Source organism: Gordonia ajococcus (assembly GCF_012974285.1).
GTDB lineage: Bacteria > Actinomycetota > Actinomycetes > Mycobacteriales > Mycobacteriaceae > Gordonia > Gordonia amicalis.
Genome location: NZ_CP052884.1, coordinates 1,763,083 through 1,784,821, shown reverse-complemented (window position 1 = coordinate 1,784,821; position 21,739 = coordinate 1,763,083). Strand labels below are relative to the sequence as shown.

Sequence of the window (21,739 nt, the reverse complement as noted above, 5' to 3'; positions counted from 1 at the left end):
GTCGATGTTGCGATTCATCACTAAATCCGTCACGATCATGGGGTGGCTGACCCTGTATCCACACAGCTGGACGCAACCGCGAAGAAGATCATCGAGCTCCTCCAGGCCGATGGTCGGAGCAGTTACGCCTCCATCGGCAAGGCCGTCGGACTCTCCGAAGCCGCCGTGCGCAACCGTGTGCAGAAGCTCAGCGACAGCGGTCTCATGCAGATCGTCGCCGTCACCGACCCTCTCAAACTCGGATTCGCACGCCAGGCGATGATCGGCATCCGTTGCGTCGGCGACACCCAGGCGCTCGCCGAACGGCTCGCGGAACACCCCGAGATCGACTACGTGCTGCTGACCGCGGGGTCCTTCGACATCCTGATCGAGGTCGTCTCCGAGGACGACGACCACCTGCTCGAGATCCTCAACAAGAAGGTACGGGTGCACCCGGAGGTCGTCGGTACCGAGACCCTCGTCTACCTGAAACTCGTGAAACAGCAATACAACTGGGGAACCCGATGACAGTGACCGCCCCCTCTACGCCCCCGAACTCCGCTCAGTCGTTCGGCGCCCGCAGTGCAGCTCATCTCTGGGGACACTTCGCCCGGCACGGCGACGCCATCACCCCTCCGGTGATCACCCGAGGGGAGGGCGTCCGCATCTTCGACGATCAGGGCCGCAGCTACCTCGACGGCCTGGCGGGACTCTTCGTCGTGCAGGTGGGTCACGGACGCGTCGAACTCGCCGAGGCCGCAGCCCGGCAGGCCAAGGAGCTCGCCTTCTTCCCGCTGTGGTCGTACGCGACACCGCCGGCCATCGAGCTCGCCGAGCGGATCGCCGCCTACGCGCCGGGCGATCTCAATCGCGTCTTCTTCACCACCGGTGGCGGCGAGGCCGTCGAGAGTGCCTGGAAACTGGCGAAGCAGTACTTCAAGCTGGTCGGCAAACCCGGTAAGCACAAGGTGATCTCGCGTGCGGTCGCCTACCACGGCACCCCGCAGGGCGCACTCGCGATCACCGGCGTGCCGGCGCTCAAGGAGGCCTTCGAGCCGCTGACGCCCGGTGCGTTCCGGGTGCCGAACACCAACATCTACCGGGCGGACGACCACCTGTCCGATGACCCGAAGAAGTTCGGCCGCTGGGCCGCCGACCGCATCGCCGAGGCGATCGAATTCGAGGGCCCCGACACCGTGGCCGCCGTCTTCCTCGAACCCGTCCAGAATGCCGGCGGCTGCTTTCCGCCGCCGCCCGGATACTTCGAGCGGGTGCGCGAGATCTGCGACGAATACGACGTCCTGCTCGTCTCCGACGAGGTGATCTGCGCCTTCGGTCGCATCGGTTCGATGTTCGCCTGCGAGGACTTCGGCTACGTCCCCGACATCATCACCTGCGCCAAGGGCATGACGTCGGGCTACTCCCCCGTCGGCGCGATGATCGCCAGCGACCGGCTCTTCGAACCGTTCCGCGACGGCACCACGACCTTCGCCCACGGCTACACCTTCGGCGGGCACCCGGTGTCGGCGGCGGTCGCACTGGCCAACCTCGACATCTTCGAGCGTGAAGGCCTCAACGACCACGTCAAGACCCAGGCCCCGGCGTTCCGCGCGACCCTCGAGAAGCTGTACGACCTGCCGATCGTCGGCGACGTGCGCGGCGAGGGCTTCTTCTACGGGATCGAACTCGTGAAGGACAAGGCCACCAAGGAGACCTTCACGGCAGCCGAATCCGAACGCATCCTCCGGGGCTTCCTGTCCACCGCGCTGTTCGACGCCGGGCTCTACTGCCGCGCCGACGATCGCGGCGATCCCGTCGTGCAGCTCGCGCCACCGCTGATCGCGGGACAGGCCGAGTTCGACGAGATCGAGCAGATCCTGCGGTCGGTCCTGGGCGAGGCGTATTCGTTGCTGTAGTCCGCATGGCCGAACGTCGGACACGACGCGTTCGCACGTCCGGAGACCGCGTGGTTCCGCTGGTAACGTGCGATCGGTGACCTCGGGGTGGACTCGCCGGACCGCATCGGCACTCGTCGCCGCTGTTCTCGGGATGCTTCTGTGCATGTTGTCCGCCGGACCGGTCGGCGTCGGACCGGCCGGGGCCGTCCCGCTTCCCACCGGCGCCCCACCCGCCTTCAGCACTCCGGTCACCGATCACTGTCCGCACAAGATCGGCACGCCGCCTCCTGTCGACGAATCCGAGGCGGTCGCACCGGGTTCGACGACCCCGTCCTCGCTGCCCGTCCCGACACCCGCGATCGGGGGTGAGGATCTCTCGTACTGCGGCGTCGTCGCCGACCCGGCGGCTGGTCCCGTTCCGCCACGGCTGACCTCGGCCGGGTGGCTGATCGCCGACCTCGACTCCGGCCGCGTCATCGCGGCCAAGGACCCCCACGGTCGGTACCGGCCCGCGTCGACGATCAAGGTGCTGCTCGCACTCATCGCCCTCGACGAACTCGACCTCGACGCGACGGTCATCCCGACCGCGGAGGACTGGAGCACCGAGGGCGACTCGTGCGGGATGGGACCGGGCGGTCACTACACCGTCCGCGACCTGCTCACCGGCCTGCTCATGGTGTCGGGCAACGACTGCGCCAACGCCCTCGCCCGCGAACTCGGTGGCGTGGAGACCACGCTCGAGAAGATGAACGAACGCGCCCGCGAGCTGGGCGCCGCCGACACGCGCGCAGCGAGCCCATCGGGTCTCGATGCCGCCGGGATGTCCTCCTCGCCTTACGATCTCGCACTGATCTTCCGAGCAGCCATGGCGCAGAAGACCTTTCGGGAGCTCATCGCGAAGCCCACCTTCCGATTCCCCGGCTATCCGCGCCGACCAGATGTGCCCGGCGACAAGGACCATCCGGCCTACGACATGTACAGCAGCAATCGGCTTCTCGTGGACGGCTATCCGGGCATGCTCGGCGGGAAGACCGGCTACACCGACGACGCGCGCAAGACCTTCGTCGGTGTGGCCGAACGCGACGGCCACCGCATCCTCGTCGTGCAGATGTACGGATTATCGGTCGAGGGCGACATGTACTGGGATCAAGCGCGGGCGATGTTCGAATACGGCTTCCGTGCAGGTCCTGAGGTCACCGTCGGACGTCTCGTCGACTCCACTCGTGAAGCGGCGGAATCCACTGCGCCGCACGCCGCCTCGTCCCCGGATTCCCACCTCGCGAGTTCGGGGTCCGACACCGCCTCCCCGATGTCGGTGCGCGTCCTCATCGGTCTCGTCGCGGCGCTCGCCGCCGTGGTGTTGCTGCTGTTGGGACTCAGGCTTTTCGGGCGCAGGTGATCCACCCACCCGCTTCTGCTCGGAAGGGCGGCGGGTAGGCGCCGACGACAGAAACTCCCGCTTGTCGGATTCCCTCCCGCGTATCGAGCTCAATAGGCGGGAAGGAAATGGTCACGCGGGAAGGTCCGCGGGCCACAGTTCCCATGACCGACCCCGGCCGGGATCGTTCCTCCGCTTCGTCAGCGCCTGCGGACGACCCCCACGAGCGTCGCGATCGCCGCGCCGACCCCCGCCGCGGCCGCCAGTGCCGCCGGACGCGGCGTCGGACTCACCTCGACCGTCGGCGAGATGACCACCGGCCGATGCAGTTCCGCGTCGGGGTCCTCCTCGACCTGGAACTCCTCGTTCGCCGGGTCGGTCGCACACCAGGCGGCGGCGTAGAGCACGATGCGCGATGCGAGGTACGCGAACACCATGACACCGAGGATCGGGCCGAATGCCACACCCGCGGGGCTGCTCAGCACCGACTGGAGGTAGAGCCCGCCGACCGTCTTGACGATCTCGAACGCGACCGCGGTGATCAGTCCGGCTTTCAGGGTGTTGCGGAATGGCAACTGCACCAGGGGAAGCCGAGCCATGATGAACGTGAACAAGGCCCAGGTGGCGAGGATCGAGACCACGGTCGACACCACCCGCACGAGGATCGGCGCCCACGACGCGTCGTCGAGGCCCACCCACCCCAGCACGGTCTTGGTGAGACCCGAATTGCCCAGGGCGGTCACGGCCATCGTCACCGCGAAGGCGACACCCAGTCCGGCGAAGGTCACCAGATCCCACACCTTCGACATGACCGCGTTGCGTTGTACTCGGCCACCCCACATCTCGGTCATTCCGGTACGGACCCCGGAGATCCAGCCGATGCCGGTGAACGCCGCGCCGAGCAGGCCGACCACACCCACCGTGGTACGGGAGTCGATGGCCGAGGTGATGATGTCGGAGACCTGATCGCCGAGTTGCCCCGGCATCTTCTCCACGACCGCGTCCTGGATCTCCTGCAGCACCTCCGGCTGTTGGGCCAGCACGAAGCCGGCGACCGCGAACGCCACCATGATGATCGGGACGAGCGCGAGGATGCCGTTGAAGCTGATGCTCGCCGCGTAGAGATTTCCGCGGCGGTCGTTGTAGCGGTCCACCGTCCGCACGAGGTGGTCGAGCCAGGTCCAGCGCTCACGCCGGTCCTCGTAGATCGACTTCGCACGGGTGACGAGCGACTTCCCCGTATCGACCACCGAACTCACCGCACGCCTCCTCGTCGAATCGCCGAGGAGGTCGAACTCAGGACTGTGTCAGCGCCTCGGCGACAGGAATCCCACCTTGTCATAGACCGACTCGAGGGTCGCCGAGGCCACCGACCGAGCGCGTTCGGCGCCACGAGCGAGAATCGCGTCGAGCTGCGCGGGATCGTCCATGTACTCGGAGACGCGGCCACGCAGCGGCGTGACGAACTCGGTGAGGACGTCGGCGGTCTCGACCTTGAGGTCGCCGTATCCCTTGCCCTGGTACTTGTCGACGAGGACGTCCACCGGAGTGCCACTCAATGCCGACTGGATGGTGAGCAGGTTGCTCACACCCGGCTTGTTCTCGGGGTCGAACCGGATCTCGGTCTCCGTGTCGGTCACCGCCGAACGGATCTTCTTCGCAGACTTCTTCGGCTCGTCGAGCAGATTGATGAGGCCCTTGTCGGACTCCGCCGACTTGCTCATCTTGGCGGTCGGGTTCTGCAGGTCGTAGATCTTCGCGAACTCCTTGACGATGTACGCCTGCGGGACCTTGAGGACCTTGCCGAACCGCGAGTTGAACCGCTGCGCGAGATCGCGCGTGAGCTCGAGGTGCTGACGCTGGTCCTCGCCCACCGGCACCTGATCCACCTGGAAGGCGAGGATGTCCGCGGCCATGAGGATCGGATAGGTGAACAGCCCGACACCCGCCGCGTCCACGCCCTGCTTGGCCGATTTGTCCTTGAACTGTGTCATCCGGCTCGCCTCACCGAAACCGGTGATGCACGACAGCACCCAGGTCAGCTCGGCGATCTCCGGGATGTGCGACTGGACGTAGATCGTGGAGCGCTCGGGATCCACGCCGACGGCCAGCAGTTGAGCGACCGACAGGCGCGTGCGATCGGCGAGGGTCTTCGGATCGAACGACGCCGTGATCGCATGCATGTCCGGAATGAAGTAGTACGCCTCGAAGTCGTCCTGTAGGGCCACCCACTGGCGGACCGCACCCAGGTAGTTGCCGAGGTGGAAGGAATCGCTGGTCGGCTGGATTCCCGACAGCACGCGCGGTCGGGCGGCACCGGATGCGGAGGCGTCAGAACTCATTGGTCCATTTTCGCAGACCCGCACAGCCCTTTGACGCGGGTGCCCGTCTCACTCGTAGACGACGGTGACCGGTGCATGATCCGACCACCGCAGGTCGTACGCGGCCGCCCGGTCGACGGTGGTCTTGACCGCCCGCTCGGCGAGGGAGCGGTTGGTCAGCTGATAGTCGATCCGCCAGCCGGAGTCGTTGTCGAAGGCCTTGCCCCGCCACGACCACCACGAGTACGGGCCGCTCTCACCGGGATGGAGCTCACGGGAGACGTCACGCCAGCCGGCCTCGAGGAGCCCGCCCACCCACGCGCGTTCATGCGGCAGGAAGCCCGGGCTCTTGAGATTGCCCTTCCAGTTCTTGATGTCCGCCTCGGCATGGGCGATGTTCCAGTCGCCACCGACGACGACGTGCCGGCGACGACGGACGAGCCGACCGAGGTGGTCGCCGAACTCGTCGAGAAACCGCGCCTTCTCCTCGAATTTGGCGATGTCCTTCTCTGCGTCGGTGAGCGCCGCACCCTTGGGCAGGTACAGACTGGCCGCGGTCACCGGTCCGAGATCGGTGTCGAGGTCGACCTCGAGATAGCGACCGAGTTCGTCGAACTCGGCGCTCCCGAAACCGATCCGGACCGCCTCCGGCGCCCGACGGGTGAGCACGCCGACACCGGCATGTCCCTTGACCGCCGACTCGCTCATCGTGAGATGCCAGCCCGCCTGAAGCGCGGGAGCCAGGGCGTCCCGGGCGAGGTCCTCGCTCGCGCGTACCTCCTGCAACAGCACGACGTCGAGCGACGAGTCCTCCAACCAGGGCAGGAAGCCGCGGTTGGTCTCGGAACGATGTTTGACCGCCGCGCGGATTCCGTTGACGTTGACCGTGGAAATGGAGAGTGGCACGAGGCCACATAGTACGGATCCGGTCCGACAGGCCCGAGCCGCGCCGCACACCTCCCGAGACGGGTCTCCGGGTCTCCAATTGAGACGAAATACAGGTAAGGCAACCCTTGTGCTCACCGGGGAGAATATGTAAGCATTACCTAATCCAGGCACTACGTTAGGTCCGAAGATGTTCGTTTGCATATGCCGCGCCGTCACCGTCGACGAAGTACATGAGCACTGCGATGCCGGTGCCTACACCGTCGACGACATCAGTGATCGGTGTGGCGCGGGTGAGGGCTGCGGAACCTGCCTGGAGAAACTCGACAGCATCCTGAGCGAAAGGCTCGCGACCGCGACGAACGCCGCATGATCTGACATTCGACAACTCCCAAACAACCTCGCGCGAGAACGCGCGCGGGGCGTTTTGTCGTGTTAACTTCGTCACGAGACGATCGGCTAACGGGAGGCTGTCAACATGCGTGGCGACGACGAGGTCATTGCACTACTCAACGAACAGCTCACAAGTGAGTTGACCGCGATCAACCAGTACTTCCTCCACTCGAAGATGCAGGCGAGCTGGGGTCTGACCGAGGTCGCCGCGAAGACCCGCGCGGAGTCCATCGAGGAGATGACCCATGCGGAGCTCCTCACCGATCGCATCCTCTTCCTCGAGGCCCTCCCCAACTACCAGCGACTGCTGCCGCTGCGCATCGGTCAGTCCATCCGCGAGCAGTTCGAGTCCGACATGTCCGTCGAGATCGAGGTCGTCGAGCGACTCCGCCCGGGCATCGCGATGTGCCGCGAGAAGGGCGACATCACCAGCGCGAACCTCCTCGAGAAGATCCTCGCCGACGAGGAGGAACACATCGACTACCTCGAGACGCAGCTCGAGCTGATCAACAAGCTCGGCGAACCGCTGTACCTGTCGAAGACGATCGCGACGCCCCCGACCAACGGCTGACCGGGCAGCGCCGACCACTCAGACCGCGGCGGGTCGCCGTCGAACTGTCGTGATCGCGACGACCGCGACGGCGATTCCGCCGACGGCGAGCACCGCGCCGATCGCCGACGGCGACAGGAACCCCCACCCGGCCGAGACCACCACGCCGCCGAGGAACGCACCCGCGGCGTTGGCGACGTTGAGCGCCGAATGATTGAGGGCGGCGGCCAGCGTCTGCGCGTCGGCAGCGACGTCCATCAGCCGCGTCTGGAGAGCCGGCAGCATCGTCGATCCGGTCAGCGCCACGAAGTAGGTGAGAATCAGTGCCGCCCAGGCATTCTCGGCGAGCACCGCGAAGGCCGCGAGAGTCACCGCGCTGGTGAACAGGCCGGCGAGGATGGCGACGGACACACTCCGATCGGCCGCGTAGCCGCCGACGAAGTTCCCGGTCACCATGCCCAGTCCGTACAGCATCAGGGCAAAGGGCACGACGGAGACCGGCAGTCCCGTCACCGACGTCAGGGCCGAGTTCAGATAGGTGTAGAACGCGAACATCCCGCCGAACCCGACGACGCCGATCACCAGGGTGAACCACACCTGCGTTCGTCTGAGTGCCCCGAGTTCGGTCAGCGGGTCGGTGATCGTCATGCCGGACAGGGTCGGCAGCACACGGACCAGCGCGACGACGGTCGCGATGCCGATGACGACGACGATCGCGAACGCGGTGCGCCACCCGAACGTCTCCCCCAGCCAGGCCGCCGCGGGCACGCCCACGACGTTCGCCACCGAGAGACCGAGCATCACCTGCCCGACCGCCTTGGCCCGATTCCGCGGACCGGCGAGGTGCGCGGCGACCAGCGCCGCGACGCCGAAGTACGCACCATGCGGAAGACCGGCGACGAACCGCGCCACGAGGAGAAGTCCGTACGACGGCGCGAGCACGGTCGCGAGGTTGCCGATCGTGAACGCCACCATCAACGCGATCAGGAGCACCCGCCGCGACATACGCGCTGTGAGCGCCGCGATCAGCGGAGCACCCACGACGACGCCGAGCGCGTAGGCGGAGATGACGTGGCCGGCGGTCGGCTCGGAGACGCCGAGCGAACCGGCGATGTTCGAGAGCAGACCCATCGCAACGAACTCTGTGGTCCCGATACCGAAACCGCCCAGCGCGAGCGCGAGGATCGTCAACCGGCGGGCACGACTCGAGATCGTCGACGAGGGACGCTCCTGCACCTTCGACGATGCGTTGTCGAGCACGTTCGGAACGAGGTCGTCCGGCGCACCGGTGGTCGTCGTGGGAGCGTCAGGCACGCCTCATGCCAACCGGCCCCTGGAGACAACGATTCCCCCCGGACCCGGTGAGTTGCTTCACAGGGGCCGACGACCCCCGCCGCCTGCCCGATCGCTGGGTGATCGATTCCGCGGAGTCTGCCGGGACTACTCGGAGCCCGAGTCGCCGCTCGACGAAGTCCGATCGGCCATCGCTGTTGCCGGAACCGCTGCTCGAATCCGACCCGCCGCTGCCGGAACTGCCCGAGTACGAGCCGTCCGGGCTCGAGGTCCCGGAGTCCGCGCTGCCGGAGCCGCCGTCGGGATCGGAGCCCGGGGTCCCGGCGTCCGACGACGGCGCGTCGGAGGAATCGGTCTCCGACCGCGTCACGCCCGGATCACCGCCACTGGTGGACGGGTCGGTGCCGTCGCCACCGCCGGCCGGGCTGTTGTCGGGTTCGGCAGCCGACGAAGGCGCCGAGGTGTCCGTATCCGCCGAAGAGTCGACTCCGGACGGACCGCTCGCCACCTCCGTGGGGGCCGGGATGCCGGAACCGCCATGGGTCGCCTCGACCTCCGGTCCGCTGGTCTCGGGATCGTCGTCGACGGCGGCGAAGGTTCGGGCGAGAGTCACCGGCACCTCGGAGTCGTCGTCGGCGAGCACGGTGAAGGTGTTCTGCTGCGACGTGACGGTCGGTCCGACGATCGCGCCCGCCCAGTACCGCACGGCGTTCACCGGCAGCAGCACGATGCTGCGAACGCTGGCGGCCAGCGCGGTCACACCGCGCATGAGTCGCGCCGGGGACAGGCTGACGATGCCCTGCAGGATGTCCTCGAAGACGAAGAGGTCGGGAAGGTAGGCGCCGTAACCGAGCTGCGGCAGCGGCGGGAGGACACCCTGGACCAGGCGGACGACGGGCTGCAGGTTCGCCAGGGTGATCCCGAGCGGGAGGCCGACCGTCGGACGGCCGGACAGGAAGTCGCCGATCTCGCCGGTGTAACCGAGATCGGACGCCCAGCCCTGGACCAGCTCGGCGAATGCGGACTGCGCCCCGACCATGCAGACCGTCCCCGCGTCGTTGCACGAGACCGGTCGCGTCGCCCACTGGGACGCGGGGTCCCGGTACATCGCGTACGGGTAGAGGAAGTGCTTGACCTGGTAACCGAGGAGCCCGTCGATCGCACCGATCGGGTCGTAGACGGGATCGGGCAGGTCACAGATGGGGTCGCCCTCGATACAGACCGACACCACCCGACCCTCGAGCTCACCGAAACCGGCGTCGGTCCCGGTCGTCCCGCGCGGACCGGACATCGTCAGACCCGGGATCACGCCGATCAGGGACAGTTCGATGCCGCGTCCGGTCTTGTCGCCGGCCTGCCGCGGGTCGGAGTACAACTCGCCGCTGATCCCGTCCGGGTCGATGACGACGGTGATCGGATTGCCGTCCTCGTCGAGAAGTGGGTCGCCGTTCTCGTCGGTCGCCACGACCTCGACCGGACCGGAGCCGATGTCGGCCAGGACATCACCCGCGACCCGGGCGCCCTGCGAGTACCCGGCGACGACGACCGGCTTACCCGAACACCGGGTCTGATAGCCGGCGATCGCCGATTTGGTCGCCGCGTTTCCCTGCGCCACGCTCGAGTCGTACCCCGTGGCGCCCAGCGGCCAGAGCGTCGTCGGATAGTCGGCGTAGATGATCGTGTATCCGTTGTCGCCCGCATACTCGGACTCCGGGTCCGGGTTCCCGTCCGGCCCGAGCCCTCGGTACCGCTGTGTGACCCCAACCAGGTGCTGCCCCTCCGGGTCGTTGGTGCCGGCGGCGATCACGACCGCGCCCGCTCCGCAGGACTCGGATGCCTCCGCGAGGGCGTCACCGGGAAGACACAGGGCGACGGCCACCGCGAGACCGGTTGCAGACGCGACGAGGACGGAGATCCGTCGAGAGCGGAGGTGTGCCAGCGCAGCCATGAGGTGTTCTCCTCGGTGAACCCGGACCATGCCAGCGCGGAAGCCCGCCGGGGTTGCCCGAACCCTAAGGCGACGACGAAGAACCTGACATGATGCTGAGAAGCGCTAACGACGCTGTACTGGGGATTCACCGTGCCGTTTGACCGATTTCAACCGGTCGGACCACACGCTCAGTACACGGTTCGGAGGCAGTGTGAGGGGTTCGATTCGGCGTGACCGGGAGGGTTCTCAGGCACTCACATCCGTGTTATATCCTTGTCGCCAGGTCATGAGTATCAGCGCCAAGCCCCGGCTTGCTGATCGGCAACCCTCCAACCGCGGTGGGGTGCTCCGGGTGATGACCGGGTTGTGGGATCGCAGAAGCGAAGCCCCGGCAAGCGCGGGTCCGAAGGTCGGACCCCAACAGGGTCGAATTTGGCCCTGCCGACCGTAGAAAGTGATCAATCGTCATGTCTGATGCCAACGAGGGCACGAATCCAGCCGACAACTGGAGCTTCGAAACCAAGCAGATCCACGCCGGCCAGACCGCCGACGCGGCCACGAATGCCCGGGCTCTGCCGATCTACCAGACCACCTCCTACGTCTTCAACGACACGCAGCACGCGGCGAACCTCTTCGGTCTCGCGGAGCCGGGCAACATCTACACCCGCATCATGAACCCGACCCAGGACGCGGTCGAGCAGCGCATCGCCGCGCTCGAGGGCGGCGTCGCCGCTCTGCTCGTGGCCTCCGGGCAGGCTGCGGAAACCTACTCGATTCTCAACATCGTCGAGACCGGCGGTCACGTGGTGTCCAGCCCGCGTCTGTACGGCGGCACCTACAACCTGTTCCACTACACCCTGCCGAAGCTCGGCGTCGAGGTGAGCTTCGTCGAGGATCCCGAGGATCCGGCGTCGTGGCAGGCCGCCGTCCGCGAGAACACCCGCGCGTTCTTCGGTGAGTCGATCTCCAACCCCAACAACGAGATCCTCGACATCAAGGGCGTCTCCGAGGTCGCACACCGCAACGGCGTGCCGCTGATCATCGACAACACCGTCGCCACCCCGTACCTGATCAACCCGCTGGCCCATGGCGCCGACGTGGTCGTCCACTCGGCCACCAAGTACATCGGCGGACACGGCACCGCGATCGGCGGTGTGATCGTCGACGGCGGCACCTTCGACTGGCGTGTGCAGCGCGACGGTAAGGACCTGTTCCCCGGCTTCACCACCCCGGACCCCAGCTACCACGGTGCGGTCTTCGCCGACCTCGGTGCGCCGGCCTACGCACTCAAGGCCCGCGTCCAGTGGCTGCGCGACACCGGTGCCGCCATCGCCCCGTTCAACGCCTTCCTGCTCGCCCAGGGCCTCGAGACCCTGAGCCTGCGCATCGAGCGTCACGTCGCCAACGCGCAGAAGGTCGCGAAGTTCCTCGAGGGTCATGCGCAGGTCGAGTCCGTCGCCTACGCCGGCCTCGAGTCCTCGCCGTGGTACCAGCGCGGCCAGGAACTCGCCCCCAAGGGACAGGGTGCGATCATCTCCTTCGAGATCGCCGGCGGTGTGGACGCGGGCAAGAAGTTCGTGGACGCCCTGACCCTGCACAGCCACGTGGCCAACATCGGCGACGTCCGCTCGCTGGTCATCCATCCGGCCTCGACCACCCACAGCCAGCTGACCCCCGAGGAGCAGCTCGCCGCAGGTGTCACCCCGGGACTTGTTCGCCTGGCCGTGGGCATCGAGGGAATCGACGACATCCTGGCGGACCTCGAACAGGGCTTCGCAGCCGCCAAGTGAGACAGGTGAGGCAATTTTGTCGGTGAGTATCGACCTGAACGCGCAAGCGTCTGATCAGCCCGACTGGGAATCGGTCCCGGACGGGAAGCTCGTCGGCATGAGCATCGGCTCGCTGCCTCTCGACAGCGGCGAACGGATCGACAACGTCACCCTGGCGTTTCAGCGCTGGGGGACGTTGTCGCCGTCCCGCGACAACGTGATCCTCACCCTGCACGCACTCACCGGCGATTCCCACGTCACCGGTCCCGCCGACAACGAGCACGAGGCGCCCGGCTGGTGGGACGGCCTCATCGGTCCGGGTATGGCCATCGACACCGACGAATGGTGTGTCATCTCGGCCAACGTTCTCGGCGGCTGCAAGGGATCGACGGGTCCCGGGTCACTCGCCTCCGACGGTCGGCCGTGGGGTTCGCGATTCCCACAGATCACCGTCCTCGACCAGGTCCGCGCCGAGGTCGCTCTCCTCGACCGTCTCGGAATCCGCAGCGTCGGAGCAGTTCTCGGCGGATCGATGGGCGGAGCCCGTGCACTCGAGTGGGCGATCGAATACCCCGAGCGCGTCCGCAGCGCACTGGTGCTGGCCGTCGGCGCCCGCGCCACCGCCGACCAGATCGGCATCCAGACCACCCAGATCGCCGCCATCAAGTCCGACCCGGCCTGGAACGGCGGGAACTACCACGGCACCGGACAGGTCCCGCTGACCGGGATGGGCATCGCCCGTCAGATCGCGCACCTGTCGTACCGCAGTGAGCCCGAGCTCGACGAGCGCTTCGCCAACGAGCCGCAGGGCGACGAGCAGCCGCTGCTCGGCGGCCGGTACGCCGTCCAGAGCTACCTCGAGCACCAGGCGTCGAAACTCATGCAGCGCTTCGACCCGAGCAGCTACGTCGTGCTCACCGAGGTCCTGAACCACCACGACGTCGGCCGCAACCGCGGCGGCATCAAGAAGGCGCTCAACGAGTGCACGGTCCCCGTCATCGTCGGCGGGATCGACTCGGATCGTTTGTATCCCTTGCGGTTACAGGCCGAGCTCGCCGAAGAGCTGGGCAACTGCGTCGGCGGTCTGCAGGTCGTGCGATCCGACACCGGGCACGACGGCTTCCTCACCGAATTCGACGCCATCAGCGACCTGCTCAAGCGCACGGTCGAACTGGCCCGCCGCGACGCCTGAGCCGGTCTGCGCTCTTCGGCGCTCAGCGCGGGACGGGTACCGGGCTGCTCGACGACGGAGCGGCAGGTGCTTCCGCCCGCGGCGTGGCCGAGTGTTCGGGCGGAGGAGGAGTCTGCGCCGGACTCGACGGCAGTAGCTCCTTCGGCAACAGATCCGGCGGGATGCGCGGCGTCGTGCCCGGAGCGAACGGCAGCGTCGGCCACGGATACGGCGACAACGTACGCGTGCTCGTACCGGTCGACGGCGGAGTCGGCGCCAACTCTGTGGTGGCCCAGCCCGGAGCGTCCCGGTCCGGTGTCGGAACCGGTTGCTGGGGCACGGTCGGCTGCTCGAAGGTCTGCTCGAAGGTCTGCTCGACGGGCTGGTCGGGGACGCGCGTCACCGGAGCCGACGTCGTGGGGACCGGATCGGATCGCTGCTCGCTCGTCGTTGCGACCGCCGGGACACTGTCGACCGACGGCGACGGCTCGGTGACCTGTCGTTCGGCGAACGAGGAGCTGACCGCGTACACGGTGATCAGTGCCGCGGCGATGATCGCTCCCGCGACCGCGAGCGGCATGGCCGAGAGCCACTCACGCTGCCGACGACCACCGATGAAGGCCAGTCGCGCGGTGCTCGGACCGCTCTCACCGGCGAGGAGCGCCGCACCCGTCGCCGCCACCAGTTCCGGGGCGGACGGGCACACTGTGTCGAAGTCATGCCCCTGGGTGATCTCCCGGACCGCGGGCAGATTGGCGAGACCACCGACGAAGACCACTGCGTCCGGATTGATGCCTCGCGCGGCCACGTCGGCCACATAGCGGTCGAACACCTCCCGTGCCTCACGCACCATCGGTTCGACGGCGCCCGCGACATGGGATTCGGTCAGCGACACCCGTCCCGAACCGCCCGGAAGCGTCACCGACGAACCCTCGGTGCCATCGGATCCCGCAGCGCCGTAGGCGATCTCTTCCTTCGCGGTCCGGCAGGCGCTGAGCAACTCGCTGCGCCCGGCGCGGGTGCGCGACGAATCTCCGAGAGCCGGGTTGTCGGCGGTGAGACCTTCGGCTATGGCGCGGTCGAGACGCCGGCCGCTGATCACGGTCGAGCGTTCGACGGCGGTGATCTGCCGGTTCTGCGGGTCGACGGTGTACATGGTCATACCGGTGTCACCGCAGTCCACGACCACGGCCGCGGAGAAGCGGTCGATCTCACCGGTGTCGGCGAGGTAGGCGACCACGGCCTCGTCCTCGGCGACGAGACGGATCTGGCGGCGGGGGCCGCTCCCCCGTGATCGCAGATGGCGTCGTTGGGCCGCGGTCCGGGCCGCGACGCCGATCGGACCGACGCGTGCGTCGGCCTCGCGGGCTGCGCTGAGCATGACGTCGATACCGGCGTTCACGCGCCCCGGGCCGTCGAGCCCGTCGGTCGGGTCGACGTCGATCACGCGCGAATCCACCACACTGCGGCCCAGATCGTCACGCGTCAGCAAGACGTAGTGGATCATGCCGGCGCCTGCCGACACGCCCATCGACGTCACTTGGTTCACGTGGCCATCGGTCGGTGTTGCAGTGATACGTACTCCAGCGGTCGATGCGTCTGCCCAGCGTCGTACTCAGTGCTGTCGGGCAGAGAGATTTGCCTGGTCAGGCGCGACCACTGCGTCTCAAGGTCACGCTCAGGTCTCTATTGTAATCAATCCGTTCCCAAAGAGTCGATCGACGTGGCGAGCCAGAGCATCACACCACCGACCGTCGCCATCACCGAGACGTCGAACAGTTTCCCTCTGACCTGCAACAATCCGGCCTGCGACGAAGGGATGAACGCCCGGAGCAACGCACCGACGAGAAGCGCCGCGCCGAACACGAAAGATCCGCGTCGCCATCGGTCGAACATCACGAACAGCGCGGCCACGAGTACGCCGAGCATCACCAGCAGATATGGGATCTGAACGATGACCGCACGCACCCCGTGCACCAGCTCGGGCACGGGTTCGGCTCCGTGAGCTCCGTCACCCGGAGGTCGCGGTTTCGGCCGATTCGGATCCGTCGAGGGCGGATCCGAACCGACCGGGCCGACGTGCGGCTCGTCCGGGCTCACGCCGTGCCGCCGCCCTCGACCCCGGCGACGGCCTCGGCAGCGGCTTGTTGGGCGGCGAGCTGCTGCTCGGCCCGTTCGACGACGTTGACGAGCAGGAATGCGCGGGTCAGCGGCCCGACTCCGCCGGGGTTCGGCGACACGTGTCCGGCGACCTCCCACACGTCGGGATGGACGTCGCCGACCAGGCCGTCGTCGGTCCGGCTGACGCCCACGTCGACGACCGCGGCACCCGGCTTCACCATGTCCTTGGTGATCAGATGCGGTACACCTGCAGCGGCGACGACGATGTCGGCACGCTCGACCTCCGAGCGGAGGTCCGCGGTCCCCGTGTGGCAGAGAGTGACCGTGGCGTTCTCACTGCGCCTCGTCAGCAGCAGGCCGATCGGCCGGCCGATCGTGACCCCACGACCGACGACGGTGACGCGGGCACCCGCGATCGGGACGTCGTAACGCCGGAGGAGATGGATGACGCCGCGCGGCGTGCAGGGCAGTGTCGACTCCTTGCCCAGCACCAGTCGACCGAGGTTGATCGGGTGCAGTCCGTCGGCATCCTTGAGCGGGTCGATCCGCTCGAGCGCCGCGTTCTCGTCGAGGTGCTTCGGCAGCGGCAGCTGCACGATGTATCCCGTGCAGGCCGGGTCGGCGTTCAGTTCGTCGATCGCGGCGTTGAGCTGCTCGGTGGTCGCGTCGGACGGCAGGTCCTTGCGGATGGATTCGACACCGATCCGGGCGCAGTCCGAGTGCTTGCCCTTGACGTAGGAGTGCGAGCCGGGGTCGTCTCCGACGAGTACCGTGCCCAGACCCGGGGTGATGCCCGCCTCGCGCAGTTTGTTCACCCGTTCGGCGAGATCCGCGAAGATCTCGTCGCGCGTGGTCTTGCCATCCAGTCGTATCGCGGTCACGCCCGACATTCTTCCATCCGGAGCGAGCGCGATGTGAGCCACTACTGTCTGTGCCGTGAGAGCAACCCGGGCCGACGTCGACCTCGCCGCCAGGACCATCTCCCCTCTCCTGCGGCGCACACCGACATCGCACAGCACCATCGAGACCGTCGACGGCCCGCGGGACGTCGCGTTCAAACTCGAGTACCTCCAGCTCGGTGGCTGTTTCAAGGTCCGGGGCAGCCTGTGGGCGACGATGCACGCGCGCGCCGAGGGAACGCTGATGGACGCCGGGGTGCTCGTCGCGTCAGGAGGCAACGCCGCGATCGGCGCGGCCTGGGCCGCACGGATCGCCGGCGTGCCCTGCACCGTCGTGATCCCGGAGACGGCTCCCGCGGTCAAGGTCGGAACACTGCGAACCCTGGGCGCGCAGGTTCATCTCGTCGGGCTGCGCTACCAGGACGCCGCCGACGCCGCGGTGGAGATCGCCGCGACCACCGGCGCCCTGGCTCTCCACGCCTACGACCTGCCCGACATCGTCGCGGGTGCGGGCACGATCGGCCTCGAGGTCGCCGAGGACATACCCGGTCCGGTCACCACCGTGGCCTGCGTCGGCGGCGGTGGGCTCCTCGCCGGCCTCGCGGCGACCCTGCGTCCCGGCGACCGCCTGGTGGGTGCCGAACCCCTCGGGGCATCGTGCTTTCACCAGGCACGGGCAGCGGGTTCACCGGTCCCGGTCGAACTCGAGAGCATCGCCGCCGATTCCCTCGGTGCGACCCGCCTCGGTGACATCTGCTGGGAGACCGCCGCACAGCATCCGGACGTCGACAGTGTGCTGGTGACCGATGACCAGCTCGTCGCCGCTCGACGAATGCTGTGGGACTCTCACCGCATCCTCGTCGAACACGGCACCGCCGCGGCCGTCGCCGCGGTGACCACCGGAGCGGTTCGGACAGAACCGGATTCGACGCCGTGCATCGTGCTGTGCGGTGCGAACACGGGTTTCGACCTGTAGCCGACACGAACCGTCGCGTCACTCCCGGCGAGGCCTGCGACTACGCTGAGCACATCATGTTCCGGATCATGTTCTATCAGCCCTGCATCCCGCCGAACACCGGAAACGCGATCCGGTTGGCCGCCAACACCGGGTGCGAACTACACCTCATCGAACCCCTGGGATTCTCGATGTCCGACGCCCAGGTCAAGCGGGCGGGTCTGGACTATCACGAGATGGCGAACGTGACCGTGCATCCCAACCTGGTGACGGCGTGGACCACGTTGAAGCCCGAGCGCGTGTTCGCGTTCACCGCACATGCGGAGCGCTATCACACAGACGTCGACTACCGGCCCGGCGACGTGCTGCTGTTCGGCCCGGAACCGACCGGACTGCCCGAGGAGGTCCTTTCCGAACCCGAGGTCACCGACCGGGTGCGCATCCCGATGCTCGCCGGCCGTCGTTCACACAACCTCGCCAACGCGGCGAGCATCGTCGTCTACGAGGCATGGCGGCAGAACGGTTTCGCCGGGGCCGTCTAGCCCACCCGGAACCGCTTGGTGCGGGCGGTCGCCCCGCCGATGAGCGCGACCTTGCTCTTGGGCACTCCGAGATGTGAGGCGAGCAGTTCGGCGACGGCCTTGTTGGCACGGCCCTCGGTGGCGGGCTCGCGAACATAGATGGTGATGGTGCCGTCGGGTCCGGTTTCCACCAGCGGACCCTTGCTGCTCTTCGGCTTGACGGTCACCACGACCTGCTGCGGCATCGATATCCCCGATTCATTGTCTTCTCACTCCGGCAGGCCTCCCGCGGGCTACTGCCAGTCTCTGGATCTGGTTCCAACTCGAAGATCCATGCGCTGCAAACGATCTGCGACGACGGTCACGGCCCCCTCGGCATTCTGTACCCGGCCGCGCACCAGCAGAGCCGGTGCCGTCTGTGCCAGTACACGGTACCGCGCCCACAGGCCCACCGAACACACCACATTGACCATCCCCGTCTCGTCCTCCAGGTTGATGAAGGTCACGCCCGAAGCCGTCGCAGGTCGTTGGCGATGGGTCACCGCACCCCCGATCAGCACACGCGCGCCGTCGGGCACCGACAGCAACCGGTCCGCGGCCACCACCCCCAACGCATCGAGCCGAGGGCGCAGGAACTGCGTCGGATACGTCTTCGGGGTGATGCCGGTGGCCCAGGCATCGGTGGCCGCCAACTCGATGTCGGACAGGCCGGGCAGCGTCGGGGTGGCACCCGCCGATCGCAGTTCCAGCTGATCGTCGCGGACGGTCGCGGCGGCCCCGGCCTCCCAGAGCGCCTGCCGCCTGCTGAGACCGAAACCGTCGAAAGCCCCGGCCCCGGCGAGCCCCTCGAGCTCCTTGGCGCTCAGGGCAGCACGCCGCGAGACGTCGGTGATGTCGGTGTACGGCCCGTCGGCGCGACGGTCGACGATGCGTTGGGCGACCTCCTCACCGACCCCGCGCACCCCGTCGAGACCCAACCGCACGTCGAGGCCCTCGTTCTCCAGAGTCGCGTGCGCGAGGGAGGCGTTGATGTCGGGACGATGGACGGCCACCCCATGCCGGCGGGCATCGGCGACCAGCGACTGCGGCGAGTAGAAACCCATCGGCTGTGCCCGCAGCAACGCCGCACAGAACGCGGCCGGATGATGCAACTTGAACCACGACGAGTAGAAGACCAGCGACGCGAAACTCTGCGAGTGGCTCTCCGGGAAGCCGAAATTGGCGAAGGCGGCCATCTTCTCGAAGATGCGGTCGGCGGTGTCCCCGGTGATGCCGTGCAGTCGCTCCATGCCGGCGTAGAAGCGTTTGCGCAGGCGTTCCATCTTCTCCGGCGACCGTTTGGAGCCCATCGCCCGACGCAACTGGTCGGCCTCGGAGGCGTCGAAGCCCGCGACGTCGACGGCCAACTGCATCAGCTGCTCCTGGAACAGCGGCACGCCCAGCGTCCGCTCGAGGGCCTTGTGCATCGACGGGTGCTCGACGGTGACCGGTTCCTGCCCGTTGCGTCGTTTGATGAAGGGATGCACCGAGCCGCCCTGGATGGGACCGGGACGGATCAGCGCCACCTCGACGACCAGGTCGTAGAAACAGCGCGGTTTCAGCCTCGGCAGGGTCGCCATCTGGGCGCGGGACTCCACCTGGAACACGCCCACCGAGTCGGCGCGGCAGAGCATCTCGTAGACCGCGGGTTCGGCGAGATCGAGTGTGGCGAGGTCGACCTCGATGCCCTTGTGCTCGGCGACCAGGTCGATCGCATAGTGCAGCGCCGAGAGCATGCCGAGACCGAGCAGGTCGAACTTGACCAGCCCGATGGCCGCGCAGTCGTCCTTGTCCCACTGCAGCACGCTGCGGTTCTCCATCCGTGCCCACTCCGTGGGGCAGACGTCGGCGATGGGCCGGTCGCAGATCACCATGCCACCGGAGTGGATGCCCAGATGCCGTGGCATGCCGAGGATCTCACCGGCCAGATCGGTCACGTCCGATGGTGCGGTGTCCGGGGACTTCGCCCAGGCGTCCTGCTGACCGGGCGCATACCCCAGCGCCCGCGCCATGTCCCGGATGGCCGAGCGGCCGCGGTAGGTGATGACGTTGGCGACCTGCGCGCTGCGATCCCGGCCGTACCGTCGGTAGACGTACTGGATGGCCTCCTCACGACGGTCGGACTCGATGTCCACGTCGATGTCGGGCGGTCCGTCGCGTTCGGGGGCCAGGAACCGCTCGAACAGCAGCTTGTTGGCGACCGGGTCGACGTTGGTGATCCCCAGGGCGTAACAGACGGCCGAGTTGGCCGCGCTCCCCCGGCCCTGGCACAGGATGTCGTTGGCCTTGCAGAAGTCGACGATGTCGGCGACGACCAGGAAATAGCCGGGGAACGTGAGGGTCTCGATGATGGCGAGTTCGTGCTCGATCTGCCGGTAGGCCTGCGGATGTTCGGTGGGCGTGCCGTAGCGGCGCCGGGCGCGGGTCATGGTGAGTTCACGCAACCAACTGGCCTCGGTGTAACTCTCCGGCACGTCGAACGGCGGCAATTCCGGCGCGATCAGGCCCAGATGGAAGGCGCAATCGGCGGCGAGGCCGGCCGCGTTGTCGATCGCGTCGAGGTGCGCGGGCATCAGCCGTGCCATCTCGTCGCCGCTGCGCAGATGCGCGCCGGCCACGCCCGGCATCCAGCCCGCGATGGTCTCGATGTCGGTGCGGGCCCGAACCGCCGCCATCGCCATCGCCAGCCGGCGGCGCCGGGGCGCGGCGAAGTGCGCACCGGTGGTGGCCACCGTCGGCACCCCGGCGCGCGCGGCGAGACCGGCGAGCACCGCGTTGCGTTCGTCGTCGTCGGGCATGGCCTGGGCGGTGAGCTCCAGGACGACGTTGCCGTGGCCGTAGGTCTCGATCATCTCCCGCAGCGCGATCTCCGCGGCCGGGACGCCGCCGCGGTCCAGCGCGCGTCGGACCGCGCCCTTCCGGCAGCCGGTGAGGATCAGCCAATGCCCGTCCCCGGCACCGGCCAGGGCGTCGCGGTCGTAGCGCAGCAGCCCCTTCTCGCCCGCGACCATGTGCGCCTCGGCAATCGTCCGCGACAGTCGGCGGTAACCCTCGCCGTCACGGGCGAGGACCAGCAGGTGTTCTCCCGGGGGATCGTTGTGTCCGGTTCGTGCGATGTCGGGCTCCAGCGACAGCTCCGCACCGAAGACCGTCGGCATCCCGAATTCACGGGCGGCCTCGGCGAACCGGACGATCCCGTAGAAGCCGTCGTGGTCGGTGACCGCAAGCGCCGCCAGACCGAGCCGCTGCGCCTCCTCGACCAGTTCCTCCGGCATCGACGCACCGTCGAGAAAGCTGTAGGAGCTGTGGGCGTGGAGTTCGGCGTATGCCACCGACGACGATCCCCGCCTGATGTCCCCCGCCTGGTACGCACCACGTTTGCGCGACCAGGCGGGGCTGTCGCCGCCGTCGCCCGGGAACATCGCGTGGTCGCTGTCATCGGGACCGAAGGCGGTACCCGGACGCCCGCCGTCGGGTGCCCGACCGGAGAGCACCCGCTCCATCTCCGACCACGTCGGTGGTCCCTGATCCCAGCCCACCCGAACAGTCTATCGAACACGAGTTCGAATGGACATCCGGATTCCCCGCCGATCCCCGTAGGCCGTTGCGTCCGGCTCGAGTTAGTGCAACTCTGAGT

General features: G+C 67.7%; 19 protein-coding genes and 1 riboswitch. Of the genes, 9 read left to right on the top strand and 10 right to left on the bottom strand.

Features of this window, described 5'->3' with window-relative positions:
• The first annotated feature begins 42 nt into the window (after nucleotides 1-42).
• The 3 genes from GAA2_RS08195 (at nucleotide 43) to GAA2_RS08185 (ending at nucleotide 3,276) form a co-directional block, all read left to right on the top strand.
• Entirely contained in the window at nucleotides 43-507 is a 465-nt protein-coding gene (locus GAA2_RS08195) for an Lrp/AsnC family transcriptional regulator (RefSeq protein WP_024497203.1), read from the top strand.
• The gene (locus GAA2_RS08190) at nucleotides 504-1,895 is read left to right on the top strand and encodes an aspartate aminotransferase family protein (protein WP_024497202.1); all 1,392 of its coding nucleotides are present in this window, start codon (nucleotides 504-506) and stop codon (nucleotides 1,893-1,895) included. Before GAA2_RS08195 ends, GAA2_RS08190 begins: the two co-directional genes overlap by 4 nt.
• A gap of 76 nt (nucleotides 1,896-1,971) precedes the next feature.
• A complete protein-coding gene (locus tag GAA2_RS08185; protein WP_024497201.1) occupies nucleotides 1,972-3,276 on the top strand; it encodes a D-alanyl-D-alanine carboxypeptidase family protein in 1,305 nt (434 codons plus the stop codon).
• 179 nt (nucleotides 3,277-3,455) lie between these two features.
• Here GAA2_RS08185 and GAA2_RS08180 read toward each other — a convergent pair whose 3' ends face one another.
• Genes GAA2_RS08180 through GAA2_RS08170 form a run of 3 tightly spaced genes read right to left on the bottom strand, consistent with a single transcriptional unit; the run spans nucleotide 3,456 to nucleotide 6,482 of the window.
• The gene (locus GAA2_RS08180) at nucleotides 3,456-4,514 is read right to left on the bottom strand and encodes a YhjD/YihY/BrkB family envelope integrity protein (RefSeq protein ID WP_024497200.1); all 1,059 of its coding nucleotides are present in this window, start codon (nucleotides 4,512-4,514) and stop codon (nucleotides 3,456-3,458) included.
• A gap of 48 nt (nucleotides 4,515-4,562) precedes the next feature.
• Nucleotides 4,563-5,597, bottom strand: coding sequence for a tryptophan--tRNA ligase (gene trpS / locus GAA2_RS08175; RefSeq protein WP_024497199.1), 1,035 nt, complete (start codon nucleotides 5,595-5,597; stop codon nucleotides 4,563-4,565).
• 48 nt (nucleotides 5,598-5,645) lie between these two features.
• A complete protein-coding gene (locus GAA2_RS08170) occupies nucleotides 5,646-6,482 on the bottom strand; it encodes an exodeoxyribonuclease III (RefSeq protein ID WP_024497198.1) in 837 nt (278 codons plus the stop codon).
• Between the two features lie 169 nt (nucleotides 6,483-6,651).
• Here GAA2_RS08170 and GAA2_RS08165 point away from each other — a divergent pair, with 169 nt between their 5' ends.
• Together GAA2_RS08165 and bfr are read left to right on the top strand one after the other, a co-directional pair.
• Nucleotides 6,652-6,834, top strand: a complete 183-nt coding sequence (locus tag GAA2_RS08165; protein ID WP_024497197.1) for a bacterioferritin-associated ferredoxin — start codon at nucleotides 6,652-6,654, stop codon at nucleotides 6,832-6,834.
• A gap of 105 nt (nucleotides 6,835-6,939) precedes the next feature.
• The gene (gene bfr, locus GAA2_RS08160; RefSeq protein ID WP_024497196.1) at nucleotides 6,940-7,425 is read left to right on the top strand and encodes a bacterioferritin; all 486 of its coding nucleotides are present in this window, start codon (nucleotides 6,940-6,942) and stop codon (nucleotides 7,423-7,425) included.
• Between the two features lie 18 nt (nucleotides 7,426-7,443).
• Here the strand turns inward: bfr and GAA2_RS08155 are convergent, their stop codons facing one another.
• A complete protein-coding gene (locus GAA2_RS08155) occupies nucleotides 7,444-8,718 on the bottom strand; it encodes an MFS transporter (protein ID WP_024497195.1) in 1,275 nt (424 codons plus the stop codon).
• Nucleotides 8,711-10,645 carry a PE-PPE domain-containing protein gene (locus GAA2_RS08150; RefSeq protein WP_152528491.1) on the bottom strand — a complete coding sequence of 645 codons (1,935 nt, stop codon included), beginning with the start codon at nucleotides 10,643-10,645 and terminating at the stop codon, nucleotides 8,711-8,713. The genes GAA2_RS08155 and GAA2_RS08150 overlap by 8 nt, the downstream gene beginning before the upstream one ends.
• Before the next feature lie 264 nt (nucleotides 10,646-10,909).
• Nucleotides 10,910-11,031, top strand: a riboswitch (SAM riboswitch).
• Between the two features lie 63 nt (nucleotides 11,032-11,094).
• On the opposite strand from GAA2_RS08150, the gene GAA2_RS08145 reads away from it, so the two are divergent.
• A complete protein-coding gene (locus tag GAA2_RS08145; RefSeq protein WP_006434493.1) occupies nucleotides 11,095-12,417 on the top strand; it encodes a bifunctional o-acetylhomoserine/o-acetylserine sulfhydrylase in 1,323 nt (440 codons plus the stop codon).
• 16 nt (nucleotides 12,418-12,433) lie between these two features.
• Nucleotides 12,434-13,588: a homoserine O-acetyltransferase MetX gene (locus GAA2_RS08140; RefSeq protein WP_006434492.1), complete on the top strand. Its 1,155-nt coding sequence runs from the start codon at nucleotides 12,434-12,436 to the stop codon at nucleotides 13,586-13,588.
• 22 nt (nucleotides 13,589-13,610) lie between these two features.
• Here the strand turns inward: GAA2_RS08140 and GAA2_RS08135 are convergent, their stop codons facing one another.
• The 3 genes from GAA2_RS08135 to GAA2_RS08125 form a co-directional block, all read right to left on the bottom strand.
• The gene (locus GAA2_RS08135; RefSeq protein WP_024497194.1) at nucleotides 13,611-15,098 is read right to left on the bottom strand and encodes a hypothetical protein; all 1,488 of its coding nucleotides are present in this window, start codon (nucleotides 15,096-15,098) and stop codon (nucleotides 13,611-13,613) included.
• Nucleotides 15,099-15,262: 164 nt separating this feature from the next.
• Nucleotides 15,263-15,556: a DUF3017 domain-containing protein gene (locus GAA2_RS08130; RefSeq protein ID WP_024497193.1), complete on the bottom strand. Its 294-nt coding sequence runs from the start codon at nucleotides 15,554-15,556 to the stop codon at nucleotides 15,263-15,265.
• Between the two features lie 107 nt (nucleotides 15,557-15,663).
• Entirely contained in the window at nucleotides 15,664-16,569 is a 906-nt protein-coding gene (locus GAA2_RS08125) for a bifunctional methylenetetrahydrofolate dehydrogenase/methenyltetrahydrofolate cyclohydrolase (protein ID WP_191834889.1), read from the bottom strand.
• 55 nt (nucleotides 16,570-16,624) lie between these two features.
• Here GAA2_RS08125 and GAA2_RS08120 point away from each other — a divergent pair, with 55 nt between their 5' ends.
• Together GAA2_RS08120 and GAA2_RS08115 are read left to right on the top strand one after the other, a co-directional pair.
• Complete coding sequence (locus GAA2_RS08120) at nucleotides 16,625-17,563, top strand: serine/threonine dehydratase (RefSeq protein WP_024497191.1); 939 nt, start codon at nucleotides 16,625-16,627, stop codon at nucleotides 17,561-17,563.
• 56 nt (nucleotides 17,564-17,619) lie between these two features.
• Nucleotides 17,620-18,084, top strand: a complete 465-nt coding sequence (locus GAA2_RS08115; RefSeq protein WP_024497190.1) for a tRNA (cytidine(34)-2'-O)-methyltransferase — start codon at nucleotides 17,620-17,622, stop codon at nucleotides 18,082-18,084.
• Here GAA2_RS08115 and GAA2_RS08110 read toward each other — a convergent pair.
• Both GAA2_RS08110 and GAA2_RS08105 read right to left on the bottom strand, forming a co-directional pair.
• A complete protein-coding gene (locus GAA2_RS08110) occupies nucleotides 18,081-18,308 on the bottom strand; it encodes a DUF167 domain-containing protein (protein WP_024497189.1) in 228 nt (75 codons plus the stop codon). The two genes, GAA2_RS08115 and GAA2_RS08110, sit on opposite strands and share 4 nt — an antisense overlap.
• 48 nt (nucleotides 18,309-18,356) lie before the next feature.
• Complete coding sequence (locus GAA2_RS08105; RefSeq protein WP_024497188.1) at nucleotides 18,357-21,641, bottom strand: error-prone DNA polymerase; 3,285 nt, start codon at nucleotides 21,639-21,641, stop codon at nucleotides 18,357-18,359.
• Between the last annotated feature and the right edge of the window lie 98 nt (nucleotides 21,642-21,739).

Coding starts and splice junctions, on each gene's coding strand:
- GAA2_RS08145 (WP_006434493.1), top strand. CDS start 11,095: ATGTCTGATGCCAACGAGGGCACGAATCCAGCCGACAACTGGAGCTTC.
- GAA2_RS08135 (WP_024497194.1), bottom strand. CDS start 15,098: ATGGGCGTGTCGGCAGGCGCCGGCATGATCCACTACGTCTTGCTGACG.
- bfr (WP_024497196.1), top strand. CDS start 6,940: ATGCGTGGCGACGACGAGGTCATTGCACTACTCAACGAACAGCTCACA.
- GAA2_RS08165 (WP_024497197.1), top strand. CDS start 6,652: ATGTTCGTTTGCATATGCCGCGCCGTCACCGTCGACGAAGTACATGAG.
- GAA2_RS08115 (WP_024497190.1), top strand. CDS start 17,620: ATGTTCCGGATCATGTTCTATCAGCCCTGCATCCCGCCGAACACCGGA.
- GAA2_RS08110 (WP_024497189.1), bottom strand. CDS start 18,308: ATGCCGCAGCAGGTCGTGGTGACCGTCAAGCCGAAGAGCAGCAAGGGT.
- trpS (WP_024497199.1), bottom strand. CDS start 5,597: ATGAGTTCTGACGCCTCCGCATCCGGTGCCGCCCGACCGCGCGTGCTG.
- GAA2_RS08150 (WP_152528491.1), bottom strand. CDS start 10,645: ATGGCTGCGCTGGCACACCTCCGCTCTCGACGGATCTCCGTCCTCGTC.
- GAA2_RS08190 (WP_024497202.1), top strand. CDS start 504: ATGACAGTGACCGCCCCCTCTACGCCCCCGAACTCCGCTCAGTCGTTC.